At 53.4% G+C, this 14,475-nt stretch carries 13 protein-coding genes; 11 read left to right on the top strand and 2 right to left on the bottom strand.

Annotated elements, in window-relative coordinates; genetic code table 11:
* Nucleotide 1 precedes the first annotated feature (1 nt).
* The 4 genes from D3P09_RS00565 to D3P09_RS00550 are packed head-to-tail and all read left to right on the top strand — an operon-like array spanning nucleotide 2 to nucleotide 6,422.
* Nucleotides 2-1,810: a HEAT repeat domain-containing protein gene (locus D3P09_RS00565; RefSeq protein WP_120106176.1), complete on the top strand. Its 1,809-nt coding sequence runs from the start codon at nucleotides 2-4 to the stop codon at nucleotides 1,808-1,810.
* Nucleotides 1,786-2,880 (top strand): AAA family ATPase, encoded by a 1,095-nt coding sequence (locus D3P09_RS00560; protein ID WP_120108419.1) that lies wholly within the window; start codon nucleotides 1,786-1,788, stop codon nucleotides 2,878-2,880. Before D3P09_RS00565 ends, D3P09_RS00560 begins: the two co-directional genes overlap by 25 nt.
* Nucleotides 2,838-5,183, top strand: coding sequence for a DUF5682 family protein (locus D3P09_RS00555; RefSeq protein ID WP_120106173.1), 2,346 nt, complete (start codon nucleotides 2,838-2,840; stop codon nucleotides 5,181-5,183). Before D3P09_RS00560 ends, D3P09_RS00555 begins: the two co-directional genes overlap by 43 nt.
* Before the next feature lie 3 nt (nucleotides 5,184-5,186).
* On the top strand, nucleotides 5,187-6,422 hold the full coding sequence (locus D3P09_RS00550) for a VWA domain-containing protein (RefSeq protein WP_120106170.1): 1,236 nt from the start codon (nucleotides 5,187-5,189) through the stop codon (nucleotides 6,420-6,422).
* Nucleotides 6,423-6,490: 68 nt separating this feature from the next.
* Here D3P09_RS00550 and D3P09_RS00545 read toward each other — a convergent pair whose 3' ends face one another.
* Nucleotides 6,491-7,414 (bottom strand): hypothetical protein, encoded by a 924-nt coding sequence (locus tag D3P09_RS00545; RefSeq protein WP_120106167.1) that lies wholly within the window; start codon nucleotides 7,412-7,414, stop codon nucleotides 6,491-6,493.
* Nucleotides 7,415-7,565: 151 nt separating this feature from the next.
* Between D3P09_RS00545 and D3P09_RS00540 the strand changes: the two genes are divergently transcribed.
* The 6 genes from D3P09_RS00540 to D3P09_RS00520 all read left to right on the top strand — a co-directional run bounded on the left by D3P09_RS00540 (nucleotide 7,566) and on the right by D3P09_RS00520 (nucleotide 11,876).
* Nucleotides 7,566-8,381, top strand: coding sequence for an AraC family transcriptional regulator (locus D3P09_RS00540; RefSeq protein WP_243643857.1), 816 nt, complete (start codon nucleotides 7,566-7,568; stop codon nucleotides 8,379-8,381).
* Nucleotides 8,378-8,527 carry a helix-turn-helix domain-containing protein gene (locus D3P09_RS27960; RefSeq protein WP_243643856.1) on the top strand — a complete coding sequence of 50 codons (150 nt, stop codon included), beginning with the start codon at nucleotides 8,378-8,380 and terminating at the stop codon, nucleotides 8,525-8,527. The genes D3P09_RS00540 and D3P09_RS27960 overlap by 4 nt, the downstream gene beginning before the upstream one ends.
* 101 nt (nucleotides 8,528-8,628) lie before the next feature.
* Nucleotides 8,629-9,843: an MFS transporter gene (locus tag D3P09_RS00535; RefSeq protein WP_120106164.1), complete on the top strand. Its 1,215-nt coding sequence runs from the start codon at nucleotides 8,629-8,631 to the stop codon at nucleotides 9,841-9,843.
* A 117-nt stretch (nucleotides 9,844-9,960) separates the two neighbouring features.
* Nucleotides 9,961-10,473, top strand: coding sequence for a cysteine hydrolase family protein (locus D3P09_RS00530; protein WP_120106161.1), 513 nt, complete (start codon nucleotides 9,961-9,963; stop codon nucleotides 10,471-10,473).
* A gap of 170 nt (nucleotides 10,474-10,643) precedes the next feature.
* Complete coding sequence (locus D3P09_RS00525; RefSeq protein ID WP_120106158.1) at nucleotides 10,644-10,826, top strand: hypothetical protein; 183 nt, start codon at nucleotides 10,644-10,646, stop codon at nucleotides 10,824-10,826.
* A gap of 102 nt (nucleotides 10,827-10,928) precedes the next feature.
* Nucleotides 10,929-11,876, top strand: coding sequence for an ABC transporter substrate-binding protein (locus D3P09_RS00520; protein ID WP_165867261.1), 948 nt, complete (start codon nucleotides 10,929-10,931; stop codon nucleotides 11,874-11,876).
* A gap of 219 nt (nucleotides 11,877-12,095) precedes the next feature.
* Here the strand turns inward: D3P09_RS00520 and D3P09_RS00515 are convergent, their stop codons facing one another.
* Nucleotides 12,096-12,437, bottom strand: coding sequence for a hypothetical protein (locus D3P09_RS00515; RefSeq protein WP_120106153.1), 342 nt, complete (start codon nucleotides 12,435-12,437; stop codon nucleotides 12,096-12,098).
* Nucleotides 12,438-12,796: 359 nt separating this feature from the next.
* Here D3P09_RS00515 and D3P09_RS00510 point away from each other — a divergent pair, with 359 nt between their 5' ends.
* Nucleotides 12,797-14,455, top strand: a complete 1,659-nt coding sequence (locus D3P09_RS00510; protein WP_120106150.1) for a helix-turn-helix domain-containing protein — start codon at nucleotides 12,797-12,799, stop codon at nucleotides 14,453-14,455.
* The last annotated feature ends 20 nt before the right edge of the window (nucleotides 14,456-14,475 follow it).

Here is a 14,475-nt window from a genome sequence, read left to right as displayed (position 1 = left end):
TATGAGTATAGAATTGTTGCTTAACCTGCAGCAAGAGGTTCGCCGCCTGTTTGTTGCCGGCAGCGCACTGGCGGAAGGCGACTTGCGATTATCGAAATTAGTGCCGTCTTTAAGAAAAATCGGCGAAGCCGCGCCTGTATTCAGCCGTCTTGCTGATGCGGCGGAAGGCTTGCTGTCCGCGCCTCGCGCCGCTAGCAGCGTGAAGCTTCTGGAGCTGTCGACGCTGCTCAGCGCGATTCTTCATACGCAAGGCAAGACGGATGTGCAGGGCAATCCGCAGCCTATCGAGAGCGCGGGGCTTCAGCTGTCCACCGAATTGACGTACCGGAGGCTGCATCCAATGCTGACAGCCCTGACGACAAAGGGGCAAGGGCGGCTGGAGCAGCTGCGCCAGTCCTATGAGGAGCGCAGCTTTCTCGATCTGCGTGTCATTCCGGCAATCTGCGGCGCGCTTGACGATGTGTATGCCGAAATCCCTGAGTTCGTACAGGATAAGATGATTCCTGAGATTGGCCAAGCGGCTGTGCCCGTTTTGCGTACGGGGCTGAATCTCCAGGGCGGCAAAGGGGATGCAAGAAGGCTGAAGCTGCTCTACCAGCTTCAAGGTGATTTGGTGCTTGAACTGGTGAAGGAGGCGGGAGACTCCGGTTCGCTTGAGCTCAAATTAGCGGCGATTGAATTGCTTGGCGGCTATCCCGACCAAGAGGACTTTCTGTTGGAGCAAAGCGCTGAGAAGCGTAGAGAAGTCCGCCAAGCCGCTTATTATGCCCTTGCCCGCTTGGGTACCCCAAAGGCGATCGGCCGCCTATTGGAAGCATCCAAGTCGAAAGGCGGAGAGCAGGTCATCGACGCTATCAGGGCATGCGATGAGCTTGCGCTTCATAAACGCATTATCATCGAGGCAGATCAAGAGCTAAGCCGCTGCCTGGAGCTTGCGGGGAAGGAGCGCGTCACGGCAATCGGACAGCTGTACACCTATATCCGATGCCTGGAAGGCCACGGGCATCAGCTTGCGGCAGAGGCGCTCCCGTTAGTGAAGCGGCTGCTTCACACGGAAGCGTTCATCGTGGCCGATACCGAGGCTGTGCAAGAAACGGCAGCAGATTTGCTGCTTGAGCTGAATAGCGAGGAGGCCGATGCATTCGGCATCGAGCTGCACACCTTGTACAAGCGCAAGTTTATAGGCTACAGCTTCCGCGCTGCATACAGACGTTTGTCGCTTACCGAGCTATATGATCGTTATGCCGAGGATGTGAAGGGCCGTTCCGCCTCTGCCAAGAGCTTGCAAAGCGCCTTGCAATCCTTGGTGAACAGCCAATTGTACGAGGATGGCGAGAGGGGCTATGCGGTTCCTGAAGGCGCATGGGATTCGCGGTGGGTTCATCTCTTTGCCGAGCAGGGCATGACGGAGCTGGTATGCTGCTTCGCCCGAGAAGGGGACCGGGGCATTCCTGCGTATTTGACTTCCAAGCTGGAGGAGCGCGCCAGAATTAATGACCATCAGACGCTTAACGTGTTGACAACGTTGTTCAGAATCAATTACAAGAAAGCGCCGGAGCTGCTGCTAGAGCTGCTGCGCAGCCAAGGAAAGCGCATGTTCTATTATATGGACATCCGATTGCAGCGGATGATCGCTTTGCTGCCGAAGTCTTATGCTACAGAGCTTCGCATCATTGCAGAAGGTATGGCTTATGAATCAGTGAAACAACACATGATAGAGCTCGTCGAAGCGCTGGAAGCTGCGCCCGACGATGCGGCAAGCGAGAGAGGGAGCGGGGTATGGGAATGGATCAAAAACAAAATGTCCTAAGATTGTCTGCGGAGAAGCTGTATGCACATGAGCTGGAAGCGCTCCGCGAAGCGGATAAAGCCGCGGAGAAGCCGGCGGGCTGGCAGCTGTCTCCCCGCGCTGTGCTGACCTTTATTACTGGCGGCCAAGCGGGAGAGACAGTCATTACACCGAAGTATATCGGCAACAAGCGGCTGGTTGAGATGGCGATTGCCACTTTGCTGACGGATAGAGCGCTGCTCTTGATCGGGGAGCCGGGTACAGCCAAGTCCTGGCTGTCGGAGAATCTGACGGCTGCCATTCATGGCGATTCGTCCAAGGTGGTGCAGGGAACGGCCGGCACAAGCGAGGAGCATGTCCGTTATTCCTGGAACTATGCGCTCCTGCTGGCGCAAGGACCATCCGACCAGGCGCTCATCCGCAGTCCGATTCTTCGCGCTATGGAAGGGGGAGGCATCGCCCGTTTCGAGGAAATCTCCCGCTGCGCTTCCGAAGTGCAGGATGCGCTAATCTCGATCCTATCGGAGAAGACGATCTCGATTCCGGAGCTGGGCCGCGAAGTGTCTGCTGAACGGGGCTTCTCCATCATTGCGACGGCGAATACCCGCGACCGCGGCGTGAACGAGATGTCTGCCGCCCTGAAGCGGCGTTTCAATATCCTGGTGCTGCCGGCGCCGTCCAGCATTGAGACGGAAATTGATATCGTGCGCAGACGTGTTGGCGAAATATCGGCAAGCTACGAGCTGCGCGCTTCTCAGCCGGATGAGGAAGCCATCCGCAAAGTCGTGACGATCTTCCGCGAGCTTCGCAGCGGCGTAACCCTGGACGGCAAGGAGAAAGTGAAGTCGCCAAGCGGCGTTATCTCCACAGCGGAGGCAATCTCTCTGCTGACGGGAAGCATGGCGCTGGCAGGCAGCTTCGGCAGCGGCGAGCTGACCGATGAGGATGTGGCGGCAGGCCTGCAGGGAGCCATTGTGAAGGACGATGTGAAGGATCAGCAGGTGTGGAAGGAGTATCTCGACAATATTATGAAAAAACGGGGGTCCTCATGGCGAAGCCTGTACAGCGCTTGTACGGAGATGAACGGGTGAGCGAGGCGAGTCAGCCGCATTACTTCGGCATCCGGCATCTTTCACCGGCAGGGTCTTATCATCTGCTCGCCCTGTTGAATGCCGTAAAGCCGACGGCCATTCTGATCGAGGGCCCTAGCGACGCGGGCGACCTGGCTGCTCAGCTGACGTCGCGGGGCGTTGTGCCTCCGGTGGCATTGCTGGCTTATACGGACCAGCTTCCCGTACGCACGCTGCTCTATCCGTTCGCGGATTATTCGCCGGAATATCAGGCGCTGAAGTGGGCAGGGCGGAATCATTGCCATGCGGAGTTCATTGACTTGCCGACGAGCATATCGCTGGCGCTTGCCGACAGGAGACGCGTCCCTCAAGCGGAAGCGCCGTCCGGCGAGGAACCGCAATTACAGGGTGGAGGCCTGTATAACCGGATTGCGGAGCTGTCGGGCGAGCCGGATTACGAAGCGTATTGGGAGCGGCACTTCGAGCATCATCTGGAGCCGGATGTCTACCGGCGCTCTATCTTGCATTATTCCAACGAGATGCGCTCTCTGACGGAGGATGATGAGCTTCGGCTCGCCCCGCAAGAATCGGCATATAACGAGATACGCGAATCCTATATGAGGCGCAAAATCCATGAGGCCATTATGCAAGGTCATCTTCCAGAGAAAATTGTAGTGCTTAGCGGAGCGCATCATACATCGGCGCTCGCGCTATCGCTGCCGTCTATGACCGACGCAGAGCTTGCCAAGCTTCCGCGCGTCTCTGCCAAGATGACGTTAATGCCTTATTCCTATTATAAATTGTCTTCTCATTCCGGTTATGGCGCCGGCAACCAAGCGCCGGCATACTTTGAGCTGATGTGGCGATGCATGCAAGACGGGGAGCTCGCTTCCCTGCCAGCGCTGTATCTGTCTTCAGTCGCGGCACGGATGCGCGAGGAGGGAACTTGGCGCTCTACCGCATCCGTCATTGAAGCGGTGCGAATGGCAGATGCGCTGGCAGCGATGCATGACGGAGTTCGCCCTACGTGGCGGGATCTGCGCGACGCGGCGACGGTGCTGTTCGGTCACGGCGAATTGTCGGTCGTAGCCGAGGCGCTGGCAAGGACGGATATAGGCACCGCTATCGGCAGACTGCCGGAAGGCGTCAGCCAAACACCGGTGCAGGACGACCTGAACCGGGAGCTTAAGCGGCTGAAGCTGGAGAAATACAAGTCGCTCGTGGCAGCGGATCTGGAGCTGGACCTGCGCGAGAATCGAAGAGTGAAGTCAGAGGAGTCCGCGTATCTCGATCTGAATCGGTCTGTTCTTCTTCACCGGCTGGCTGCTCTGGGCATTCGGTTCGCGCGCAAGCAAACCGTAAGGCAAAGCGATGCGACATGGGCGGAGCATTGGGTGCTGCAATGGTCGCCTGAGGCCGAGATCGAGACCGTAGAGTCGACGCTTAAGGGCGAGACGGTCGAGCTGGCTACGGCGTACGTTCTTCACGAGGAATTACTGGCATGCACCGATATTGCGGAGGCGGCGAAGCTGATCCGCCGCTCATGCGAATGCGGGCTGCCTCAAGTAATGGGGCAGGCGACGAGCGCGCTGCAGCGGCTTGCCGTTGATGCGGGAAGCTTCGAGGGAATTGCGGGGACGGTGCATGAGCTGTCCGTCATGCTGCAATACGGCACGATCCGCAGAGTCGATACAGAACCGCTCGTTCCGATTATGCAGCAGCTCTTCCTGCGCGGCTCGCTGATGCTTCAAGAGGCGGCTGGCTGCAACGATGACGCGGCTGCCGGCATGATTGAGGCTATCCATCTGCTGAATACTGCCGCGCAGGAGCATTATGAGCAATTGGATGCGGCGCTATGGGTTGAGCAGCTCAGATTGCTTGCAGAACGGGATGACCGCAATGCGAAGCTGTCCGGCTATGCATTCTCGATTCTGCTGGAGCGGAATGCCGCCGGCGAAGACGAATGCGCGAAGGAAGTGGCCAGAAGGCTGTCCCCCGGCATCCCGGCCGATATTGGAGCGGGTTGGTTCGAGGGCATATCCATGCGCAACCGCTACGCGCTGCTGTCGAGAAGCTATCTGTGGCGTCAGCTGGACGAATATATCGCTTCTCTGGAGGCAGAGCCGTTCAAGCGGTCGTTAGTCTTCTTACGCAGAGCGTTCGGCTCATTCGAGCCAAGAGAGAAGGCTGCCATTGCCGAGATGATGGGCGATCTGTGGGGAGTGGACGCAGAATCAGCCGGAGCCCGGCTTCAGCAGCCGCTTAATGAAGAAGAGAAGGAGAGTCTCGATGAACTTAACGACTTTGACTTTGGAGACCTATAGACGATGACGCAGCCGGATCCGGAACAAGTCAAACGTTGGCGCCTCATTCTGGGAGCGGCTGCAGATGAGAAGCTGCAATCTTCGCGGGGCGGGGCGGCGAATACCCCTTGGCTGAGCAGCGAAGATGTGCTGATGGATGAAGCTCTTGCCGCCATATATGACGGCACGTTCGGCGGTTCAGACGCGGGTAGCGGAGGGCAATCGGGCGGTAATGCTTCCCGCGCAAGGTCCGCAGGCCTCGGCTCATCCTCGCCGAAGCTGGCCAAGTGGCTGGGCGATGTGCGCACCTTCTTCCCGCCCGATATCGTATCGGTTATTCAATCGGACGCGGTTCATCGCAAAGGGCTGACCCAGCTGCTGTTCGAGCCGGAGCTGCTGTCCCAGGTGAAGCCGGATATCGGCATGGTCGCGACGCTGATGTCGCTGCGGGGCCAAATTCCCGAGCGAACCAAAGAAACGGCACGCATCCTTGTGCGCGAAGTAGTGGATGAGATTGTGAAGCGGCTTGCCCAAGACTTGACAAGAGCGGTGACAGGGGCGCTCAACCGCCGAGCGCATTCGCCGCTTCCCTCTATGACGGGCCTTGACTGGGCGACGACCATCCGCAAAAACTTAAAGCACTATGACACGGAGCGCAAGCTGCTTATTCCCGAGAAAGTCTACTTCTTCGACCGCGCGCGCAAGAGCAAGGAATGGACCGTCATTCTGGATATTGACCAGAGCGGCTCCATGGCCAATTCGGTCATCTATGCGTCTATAATCGGCTCAATCTTTGCAAGCATGCCTTCACTGGATACGAGGGTGGTCGCTTTCGATACCGAGGTCGTCGATCTAAGCGAGCAATGCGCGAACGATCCCGTAGAGATGCTCTTCGGCATTCAGCTGGGCGGAGGCACGGACATTAATAAATCTATTGCCTACTGCGAGCCCTTTATTGCGGAGCCTAAAAAAACGATGTTTATTCTCGTATCGGACTTGTATGAGGGCGGCAATCGAACGGAGATGCTTCGCAGGTTAAGAGAGATGCATGAATCCGGCGTCAAAACGATTTGCCTGCTCGCGCTGTCGGACGACGGTACGCCGTCATATGACGAGGATGTGGCGAAGAAACTAGCGCAATTCGGCATTCCATCCTTTGGCTGCTCGCCGGATAAGCTGCCGGAGCTGATCGAAGGCGCTCTGAAAGGCATGGACCTTCAGCAGCTGGCTGAGCGGGTTGGGCAAGGGAAACAAGGATAATAGAACATAAGCCGTCCACAGGAGCTGTGGACGGCTTTTTTGCGTGCCATAGCCAACGGCAAATTAAGTCAAAGCTCCATCATCATAAGCCGGTCCAGCCCGATACCGCTGATCAAGCAGCGTTCCTTTGCGTTCCCCAGCATCGTTTGGGTCCAGTCGACGAAGCCTCCGTCGCCGATCTCTGTCTTCCCATGCGGGCCTGTCATGAACAGCTTAAAGTTAATGCCCTGGTAATAGCTGTTCGTCTGGTTCGGCTCTTGAATCGCAATGGCTGCTTCCGGCAGTTGCGCTTGTATAATATCGGCCATTCGCGCCAGGAATCCGCCTCCGTCCGTGTAGCCGCCGCGCTGCTGCAAGGTGACCGACAGCTCGGCGGAGAAGCGGGAGCGGAACAGCCTTTGGTAATAGCCAAGCTGCTTGCCAAGCAGGCTTGCTTCGCACTGATAAGAGCCCTTTGCTTTGCCGACCGAAACCATGCCGTATATTCCGAAGTGGGCGAATGTGCCGGGCCCTTGGAATTGCTGGGCGCGCATGACACGATGCGTAGAGCAGAGGTGGACGCCTTCATCATGGTTCCATAAGCCTTGCTTGATTCGGTCTGCCGCGATTGTCGCCATCATGTTCGTAGAATCGGCTAGTACTTCCGTGCCTCTTGATGCGGATAAGACCTTGTTCTGATCGACTGCGCCATGGCTTGCGCAGTTCCCTAGCGGCGCTACCGGAGATAAGAGCACCGGCTGGATATCCTGCTGTCGGGCTGACGCGAGCAGCTCTGCCTCTAGCTGGTGATAGGAGACCGGATCAAGCTCGCTAGGCTTGGCGAACCGGTTGCCGGCATAACTGCGAAGCATATCGGGCGGGCGCAGTTGGTCTGTCCTGGCACGGAAGGCTTCCAGCATAAACGAATGAAAATCGGAAGCGGTCAGCCCGTTCAGCTTCTGCAGAAGATCCTCTCCAAGCTGTTTGATAATACGGTTAATCGGCTTGCTCATTCGGATTCCTCCTTGGGGGAAGTTAATGAAACGACGACGGGAAGGCACCTGTGAAGGCTATTTCTGGTGAGTCTGTTCAACAGCCGATCTTTTCGCTACAATGATTGATAAAGATTCTCAGTTAGTTTTTTTCCATCGGAGGTGAGCTTATATGGATTCTAGCGCGTTGTCCCGCATCTATCAACAATATTTCGAAGAGGCGCTGCTTCGGCAGGAAGATGGGCGAACTTATTTGTTTCAGAAAAATGCGGAGCTTGGCGCTGTATATCGCGTCACCACGTATAGCGGCATCGAAATTGTATATTCCGACTTGCACTTCGGCAGACCAAGACCGATTGCCTTCTCGGCAAGCGGGCAAATGATCGAGCTTCAATTCACTCTGGCGGGAGAACGGCACGCAGTAGTATCAGGCAGAGATTACTCCCTTCCAGACGGGCACGGAGCTTTTGTGTTTTTGCAGGACTTTGAGGTTCATTTCCATACCCCCGCCCAAGGACCGTATGTCACCTTTGCGCTGGGCATACCGGTAAAGCTGTTCCACTATGCGATTCGTCAGCTGGCAGCCGGTCGCAGCAAGAATCTGGAGTTCAGGCGAATGATGGAAGGGCAGACGCTTAGGTCCTATATGTTTCGGATCGACAGCTATATGCTGGCGATGATTCATGCTTTAATCCATGACCTGAAAGGGCGGGACACTTCTCCGCTGCTGCTGGAGGCATCCGCGCTTGAGCTGCTGAACAGGCTGCTGCTTCAAGTATTCGGGCTGAATCCGCTGCCCGAAGGCCTGTCCCGTGAAGATGTGCGGAAGCTGCATCATGCGCGCGAGGTGCTGGAATCCCGGCTGGCGGAGCCGCCTTCGCTGCTGGCATTATCCAGAATCATCGGACTGAACGACTTTAAGCTCAAAAAGGGCTTCAAAGCTTGCTTCGGTTCACAGTATTCGAATACTTGCGGGAAGTCCGATTGAATCGCGCGATGGCTATGCTGCGCAATCAAGAGGCTAATGTTACGGAAGCAGCCGCATCGGTAGGGTACAGCAATGCCAGCGCCTTCGCAGAGCAATTCTGCAAGCGGTTCGGCATGAAGCCCTCCACCGTCAAAAAACTGAGATAGAATCCGTCCAGCCGTCATTTTGTCCGCGCCAAGGCGGCAGCGCGGTACGGAGACTCCTATAATTTCTCCTGAGAGCAATTATGGCAAAGGAGAATAGGAGAATGAACAAAATAAAGGGAAGCTTATTTTTTAGTGTATTTGTAGCGATGCTGGGCATGATGCTCATCGCGCCGATTATGCCGCCACTCATTCGCGAGCTGGGGCTAAGAGAAAGCCATTCCGGCCTGATGATTTCATTAGGCTCTATAGCGATGGCCGTCATGGCGCCTATATGGGGAAGAATCAGCGATTCGAAGGGGCGGAAGCTGGTCATCCTGATGGGATTCGCCGGGATGTCGATGAGCTGCCTATTATTTACGGCGGTACTATTCGGAGGATTGAACGGCTGGGTGCAGGGCGGAGTTCTGCTTGCGCTGCTGATCTTGACACGGGGCTTGATCGGGGCATTCATTCCCGCTGTCCTGTCCGCCTCCCAGGCTTACATGGGCGATATGACCGAGGAGAGCGAGCGCGGGGGAGCGATGGCGATCTTAAGCGCGGCGAACGGCATGGGCCTTGTGTTCGGCCCGGCCATAGCGGGTGCCTTTACCTTGATAGGCCTGCTGTGGCCGCTCTACTTCGGCATTGCCATAGCTGCCGTTGCACTGGTCATCGCTCTCATAACGCTTCCGCCAGCGAAGCCTGTCGCACGGGAGAAGAGCGCTGCCAAAGTATCGCCGCTGCAGCCGGGGCTTCGAACTTATCTCATATTCGGGCTTATTACGATGATTGCCATTGTGACTATTCAAGTGATCGGCGGCTTCTATTTGCAGGATCAACTGGCGTTATCTCCGGAGGGAACGGCGCAGGCCATGTCTATTGGGCTGATGTGCTCAGGCGTGGCTATGCTCGTGGTGCAGCTCGTTCAGGTGAAATGGCTGAACTGGCCGCCCCGGAGAATGCTTGCTGCCGGTTCTGTGATTCTCGTGGCCGGCATGGTTGTTTTCCTGCTGTCAGCACAGATGGCTCTGTATATACTGGCATTTGTCCTCTTCGGAATCGGAGCTGTCTGGTTAATGCCCGGCTTTATGGCGGGAGCTTCGCTTGCGGTAGGGCAGGAGCAGCAGGGGGCGGCAGCCGGATTGGTCGGAGCCGTTCAGGGCGTGTCTGCAATTATTGCACCGATTACGACAGCATCGCTTTATCAGATAGATAAGCATTTGCCATTCGTGCTTGTAGCCGTATTGGCGCTTGCTGCGGCTGTCAGTGCAGGTTGGATGGCAAGAAAGCCTTACATGGCGGCGCCTGCTACCAAGAAAGAGACAGCGGATCGATAAAGGATGCGCAAGAGAGAGGCAGTATGTAAGAGAATACCATAAGCTAACTGCCAGTTTAGTTTAGTAAAGAATGATATAATAAAATTGAATAGTTCAAGAAATAAAGAGGTGGAGATTATGGGAAATTGCGCGGATGTTTTAGTAGTCATCGATTTACAAAATGGTGTTTGTTACAACAAAGAGCATTTGTTTGAATTAGATAAATTACTTACTAAAGTAAATGACAGAATCTCCTTGTACAGAAAGTTGGATAAACCAATTATCTTTGTTCAGCACTGTGATGAGGATTTAGTACCTGGAGAGGAACTGTGGGCTATAAATAAAAAGCTTGATGTAAACGCACAAGATATTTTGGTAAATAAAACACATGCAAATTCTTTTTACAAAACGAACTTAAAAGATACATTAGATCAATTAAATGTACACAGTATAGAATTTTGCGGTGCCCAAACGGAATACTGTATGGATGCTACTATTAAATTTGCTCATGGACTGGGTTACAAAAACCTTATGGTAAAAAATGCAACCTCCACATTAAACCATTCTTTTATGTCTGCAGAAGAGACTATTCGTTTTTATGAAAATATGTGGAATCATAGATACTTAGAGTTCATATATGATGAAGAATAAAGGGGAACTTATATCATAATCAATCTTAGATGTTACACTAACGGCGAACGTTGGTTCAATACAGCAAAGAGCAGTTGCCGGTTAGCAGCTGCTCTTTTTTCAATAAGCTAACGGGCAGATGCCTGTGATAACTTTAACTCCACCGGACGAAACGCTGAGACGGCTAAACGATGGACGGTCCGATCTACCGACTCACTGCGCCGGGCTTCACCAGTCTCGTCATATCCGGGCATAAGCTGGTCGCAGAGGTATGCGATATTAAGCGATTCGAAAAGCATATCTATTGGGAGCTGGAGAATGTGCGCGCCTTCGGCGGCGACCTGTATTTTTGTAAAAATCGGCAAGGTTTATAGGCTATAAGCTTGAAATAATGCATAATCCTCCATTGTTCTCGGCAGACGGGTTCCTTATAATGAACTCAAATGAGAAACATTATCAAAAGATGGAGGGTACTTATGCTAGCCAGAAACACACAAAGAATATTGCTTGGATTGATTCTTTCATTCAGCCTGGTGCTGGGCGCATGCGGCAATGGCGAGAAGAAGGAGTCCGGGAAAAAGGCGGAGACTCGCGTCGTCAGCACAGTCAAAGGGGATGTGGAGATACCTGCAGAACCAAAGCGAATCGTTGCTTTGTACTATCATCATATCTTGTTCGCGATGGATATTAAGCCGGTCGGCGCGAATCTGACTTGGTGGGGCGGCAGCCCGTTCTTGACGGAGCAGGAGAAGGATTTGACTGATGTTGGCGGTCCGCCTTCGCTGGAGGCGGTAGCCGCGCTGAACCCGGATCTAATCATAATGAACAGCAACAACGAAGAAAACTATGAAGACCTTGCCAAAATTGCGCCGTCTATCCTGATTCCTTACGATGGCAGCCGCAGCGCCTATGACGATGCGAAGCTGGTTGCAGAGATACTGGGCAAGCCGAGTGCAGCCGAGGAGCTGCAAACGAAATTTGACGTGAAGGCGGAAGCCGCTCGCAAGCGGATTGAAGGCAAGGTTACGGAAGGAACGACAGCTGCGATCATCCGGATCGAAGGCAAGGGAAGCCAATTCAGCGTCTTCGGCGACAACTACGGCCGCGGCGGCTGGTCGATCTACCATGGATTGAACTTGCAGATGCCTGACATTATCAAGACGGAGCTAATAGACAGCAAGGCGCAAATCGTACAGCAGCTATCGCTGGAGAGGCTGTCAGAATATGTGGGGGATGCGGATTATATCTTCGTATCCAATGAAGGCGAAGGCTTAGATCAACTAGAGAACAGCGAAGTATGGAAGTCACTGCCGGCTGTAAAGAACAACAAGGTCATTGAGCTGGACAAAAAATATTTCTTCTTCGATCCGATTTCGATTGAAGGCCAATTGGATCTCATCACAGATCTGATTGCCAAGCATTAGGAAAAGGCATGAGATTTCATCAAAAAAACCGCCATGGCAGGCGGTTTTTTATTGCTAACACGGCTGATGCAGACAAGGCGACTGACGAATTTCCCGATACCGAGGTCCCAGCTGCTGCTTGGGCAACCTGACTAATGCTATTCAAACGTTGAGGATTATCCTTGTGAAGTATAGATTCCTGTAATGAAGAATTAGCAGCTCAAATGTAGAGAATAGGTATTAATAGAATGCAATTGTAGTGAAATCAGCACCTGCGTTAGGACCGACAAAATAAGTAATCTTATATGTGCCTTGTGGCAGGTTGTAAAACGTGAAAATAAATTCATTCTGCACGTACATTTGTCCTCCTTGAGCAGCACTTCCTACAAGTGTCTCTACACCGTTAACGACACTATAAACATCGATCCATAATGATGGGGTTCCAGCACCGCCAAAAGTACCAGAAACAACAAGATTTCCTTGTCCTTGAATCGTTCCTGCGTCACTAGCACTTGCGCTTAACGGTAATACAAGCAACATTGCAACAACAACAAATAACATCACTAATTTACGAGCCTTCATTAAACATCATCTCCTCTAATTTGATTTAACCGAACATCCAATCGGAGATCACCTTTTGCCGAATGACACTTCGGCAGATAACTTTAGTTTACAATTTAGACATTATAAGTAAAGGTATATATTTTGATTATTCAAACAGCATTCATGGAAAAATGCCCCTTCAACCAGCTGGCGGCGAGAGAGGGATTTATCATTAACAATAGGTTATATCTTGCTTCGGACAATCCAGCATCAAAGCGACGAACTTGGCAGTTTTCGTAATTCAGGTTAAATAGACATTGAAAGATTCGGTTCCTTTCGATAAAATGAAGATTATCGTTGATAATCATTCTCATGAACAGAAAGGGAGATGAGGCGACATGAATCACGCTTTCCCTATACCATTCCTTTCGTGTCTATATCAGGTAATTGATGTGCAGAAGCATCTGATGGATGCCTGCGAAAGCTTCGCGAACACTTATGTTCAGCACTATATTTTAATTGGAGTCAGCTCCGGCGACGCGATCTGGCGGATTGACGGCAGGCCTGTCCGGATGGGGAAAGGGGCCGGTTATCTGATTGCGCCGGGATCGGTGTACGGGATCGAGGAAATCGGAGCACAGCCGTTCAGCTATTATCAATTGGAATGCTCCATTGAAATTGCTGAAAGCCGCAAAGCCAATCATGCGGAGTCAAAAAAGGATGAAGGCATCCTGCATGCTCTTTGCGGACGATTACAGGTTCAGCCTGCCCGCTGGATCTCAATGCTGGAGGAACTCTATCAGCATCAAGCCGCCGCAAGCGCAGCGGGAGCGGAGCTGCAAGCGTTCCGCCAGCATATCCGAATGCAGGAGCTGTTGTATTACCTGTGTGAACGAAGCGCCGCTGCCCATGACAGAGATCCGCGCAAGCTTGTCGAACAGACCATTGCCGAGCTTCATACGGACAACGGCAGGAAGTTCAGCATACAAGAGCTGGCGGAGCGGGCGAACACAGGCCAGAGGCAATACAACAGCCTGTTCAAGGAGCTTACGGGCCGCAGTCCGCTGGAATACATGACGGAGCAACAAATGAACCAGGCCAAAAAACAGATGCTGATTACGAACGAACCACTTAGCAGCATCGCACGCAATGCCGGTTTTCAAGATGTCTATTATTTCAGCCGCAGGTTTAAGCAGATGGTTGGTTTGTCGCCTAAGCAATACATACGCCAGCGCCGCAGCGAGCTAAGGGTCGTCGCATTTTATTATGGCGGAATATTGCTGTCGATGGGGATGAGGCCTGTCGGCGCCAACCTGACCTGGTGGGGCGGAAGCGCTTTTTTGAAGGATATGGAGTCGGGTATAACCGATGTAGGGGTAACGCCATCCTTGGATATGATTGCGGAGCTTGCGCCCGACCTGATTCTGATGAACAGCAACAATCTGGCCGATTACGAGCCGCTGTCGAAAATTGCGCCGTCGGTCATGATTCCGTATGACGGCAAGCGGACTCTCTATGAAGACATGCGGATCGTAGGAGAATTAATCGGCAGCACCGCGGAAGCGGACCGTTACATTACCCGTTACGAGAGCAAGGCCGCCGCTGCCCGCGGGCTGATCCGCCGCGCAGGAGTGGCTGATGAGAAGACGGTGGCAGCCATTATTCGGTTCGAGGCGAGGGGAGAGGAGTTCGCTGTCTTCGGCAGCCATTACGGCCGGAGCGGCTGGTCGCTCTACAACGGACTTGGTCTTCAGCCTCCGCAACAGGTCCGGCGCATGATGGAGCAGGGCATTCACTTTAAGCAGCGTATTCCGATCCATCAGTTGGCCGAATATGCGGCGGATTCCGACTATATTTTTGTTATTCATGAGACGGAAGGGCTGGAGCATGTATCGAACCGCGAGATTTGGCAGCAGCTTCGTGCCGTTCGTCATGGCCGGTTTTTTGAATTGGGACATGAGCGTTTTTCGTATTTTGATCCTATCTCTATTGAAAGCCAATTAGATCTGCTTACCGAGCTGTTGATTCAGCAAGCAAGTCTGGTATTGGTCCGTTAAATTAGCTGCTTACGCTCAAT

Origin of the sequence: Paenibacillus pinisoli, from assembly GCF_003605435.1 — a bacterium.
Classification (GTDB): Bacteria; Bacillota; Bacilli; order Paenibacillales; family Paenibacillaceae; genus Pristimantibacillus; species Pristimantibacillus pinisoli.
Note: the sequence above shows the minus strand (reverse complement) of the source record. Positions and strands in the feature narration are given on the sequence as shown.

Coding starts and splice junctions, on each gene's coding strand:
- D3P09_RS00555 (WP_120106173.1), top strand. CDS start 2,838: ATGGCGAAGCCTGTACAGCGCTTGTACGGAGATGAACGGGTGAGCGAG.
- D3P09_RS00515 (WP_120106153.1), bottom strand. CDS start 12,437: ATGAAGGCTCGTAAATTAGTGATGTTATTTGTTGTTGTTGCAATGTTG.
- D3P09_RS00535 (WP_120106164.1), top strand. CDS start 8,629: ATGAACAAAATAAAGGGAAGCTTATTTTTTAGTGTATTTGTAGCGATG.
- D3P09_RS00520 (WP_165867261.1), top strand. CDS start 10,929: ATGCTAGCCAGAAACACACAAAGAATATTGCTTGGATTGATTCTTTCA.
- D3P09_RS00550 (WP_120106170.1), top strand. CDS start 5,187: ATGACGCAGCCGGATCCGGAACAAGTCAAACGTTGGCGCCTCATTCTG.
- D3P09_RS00545 (WP_120106167.1), bottom strand. CDS start 7,414: ATGAGCAAGCCGATTAACCGTATTATCAAACAGCTTGGAGAGGATCTT.
- D3P09_RS00530 (WP_120106161.1), top strand. CDS start 9,961: ATGGGAAATTGCGCGGATGTTTTAGTAGTCATCGATTTACAAAATGGT.
- D3P09_RS00510 (WP_120106150.1), top strand. CDS start 12,797: ATGAATCACGCTTTCCCTATACCATTCCTTTCGTGTCTATATCAGGTA.
- D3P09_RS00525 (WP_120106158.1), top strand. CDS start 10,644: ATGGACGGTCCGATCTACCGACTCACTGCGCCGGGCTTCACCAGTCTC.
- D3P09_RS00560 (WP_120108419.1), top strand. CDS start 1,786: ATGGATCAAAAACAAAATGTCCTAAGATTGTCTGCGGAGAAGCTGTAT.
- D3P09_RS00540 (WP_243643857.1), top strand. CDS start 7,566: ATGGATTCTAGCGCGTTGTCCCGCATCTATCAACAATATTTCGAAGAG.
- D3P09_RS00565 (WP_120106176.1), top strand. CDS start 2: ATGAGTATAGAATTGTTGCTTAACCTGCAGCAAGAGGTTCGCCGCCTG.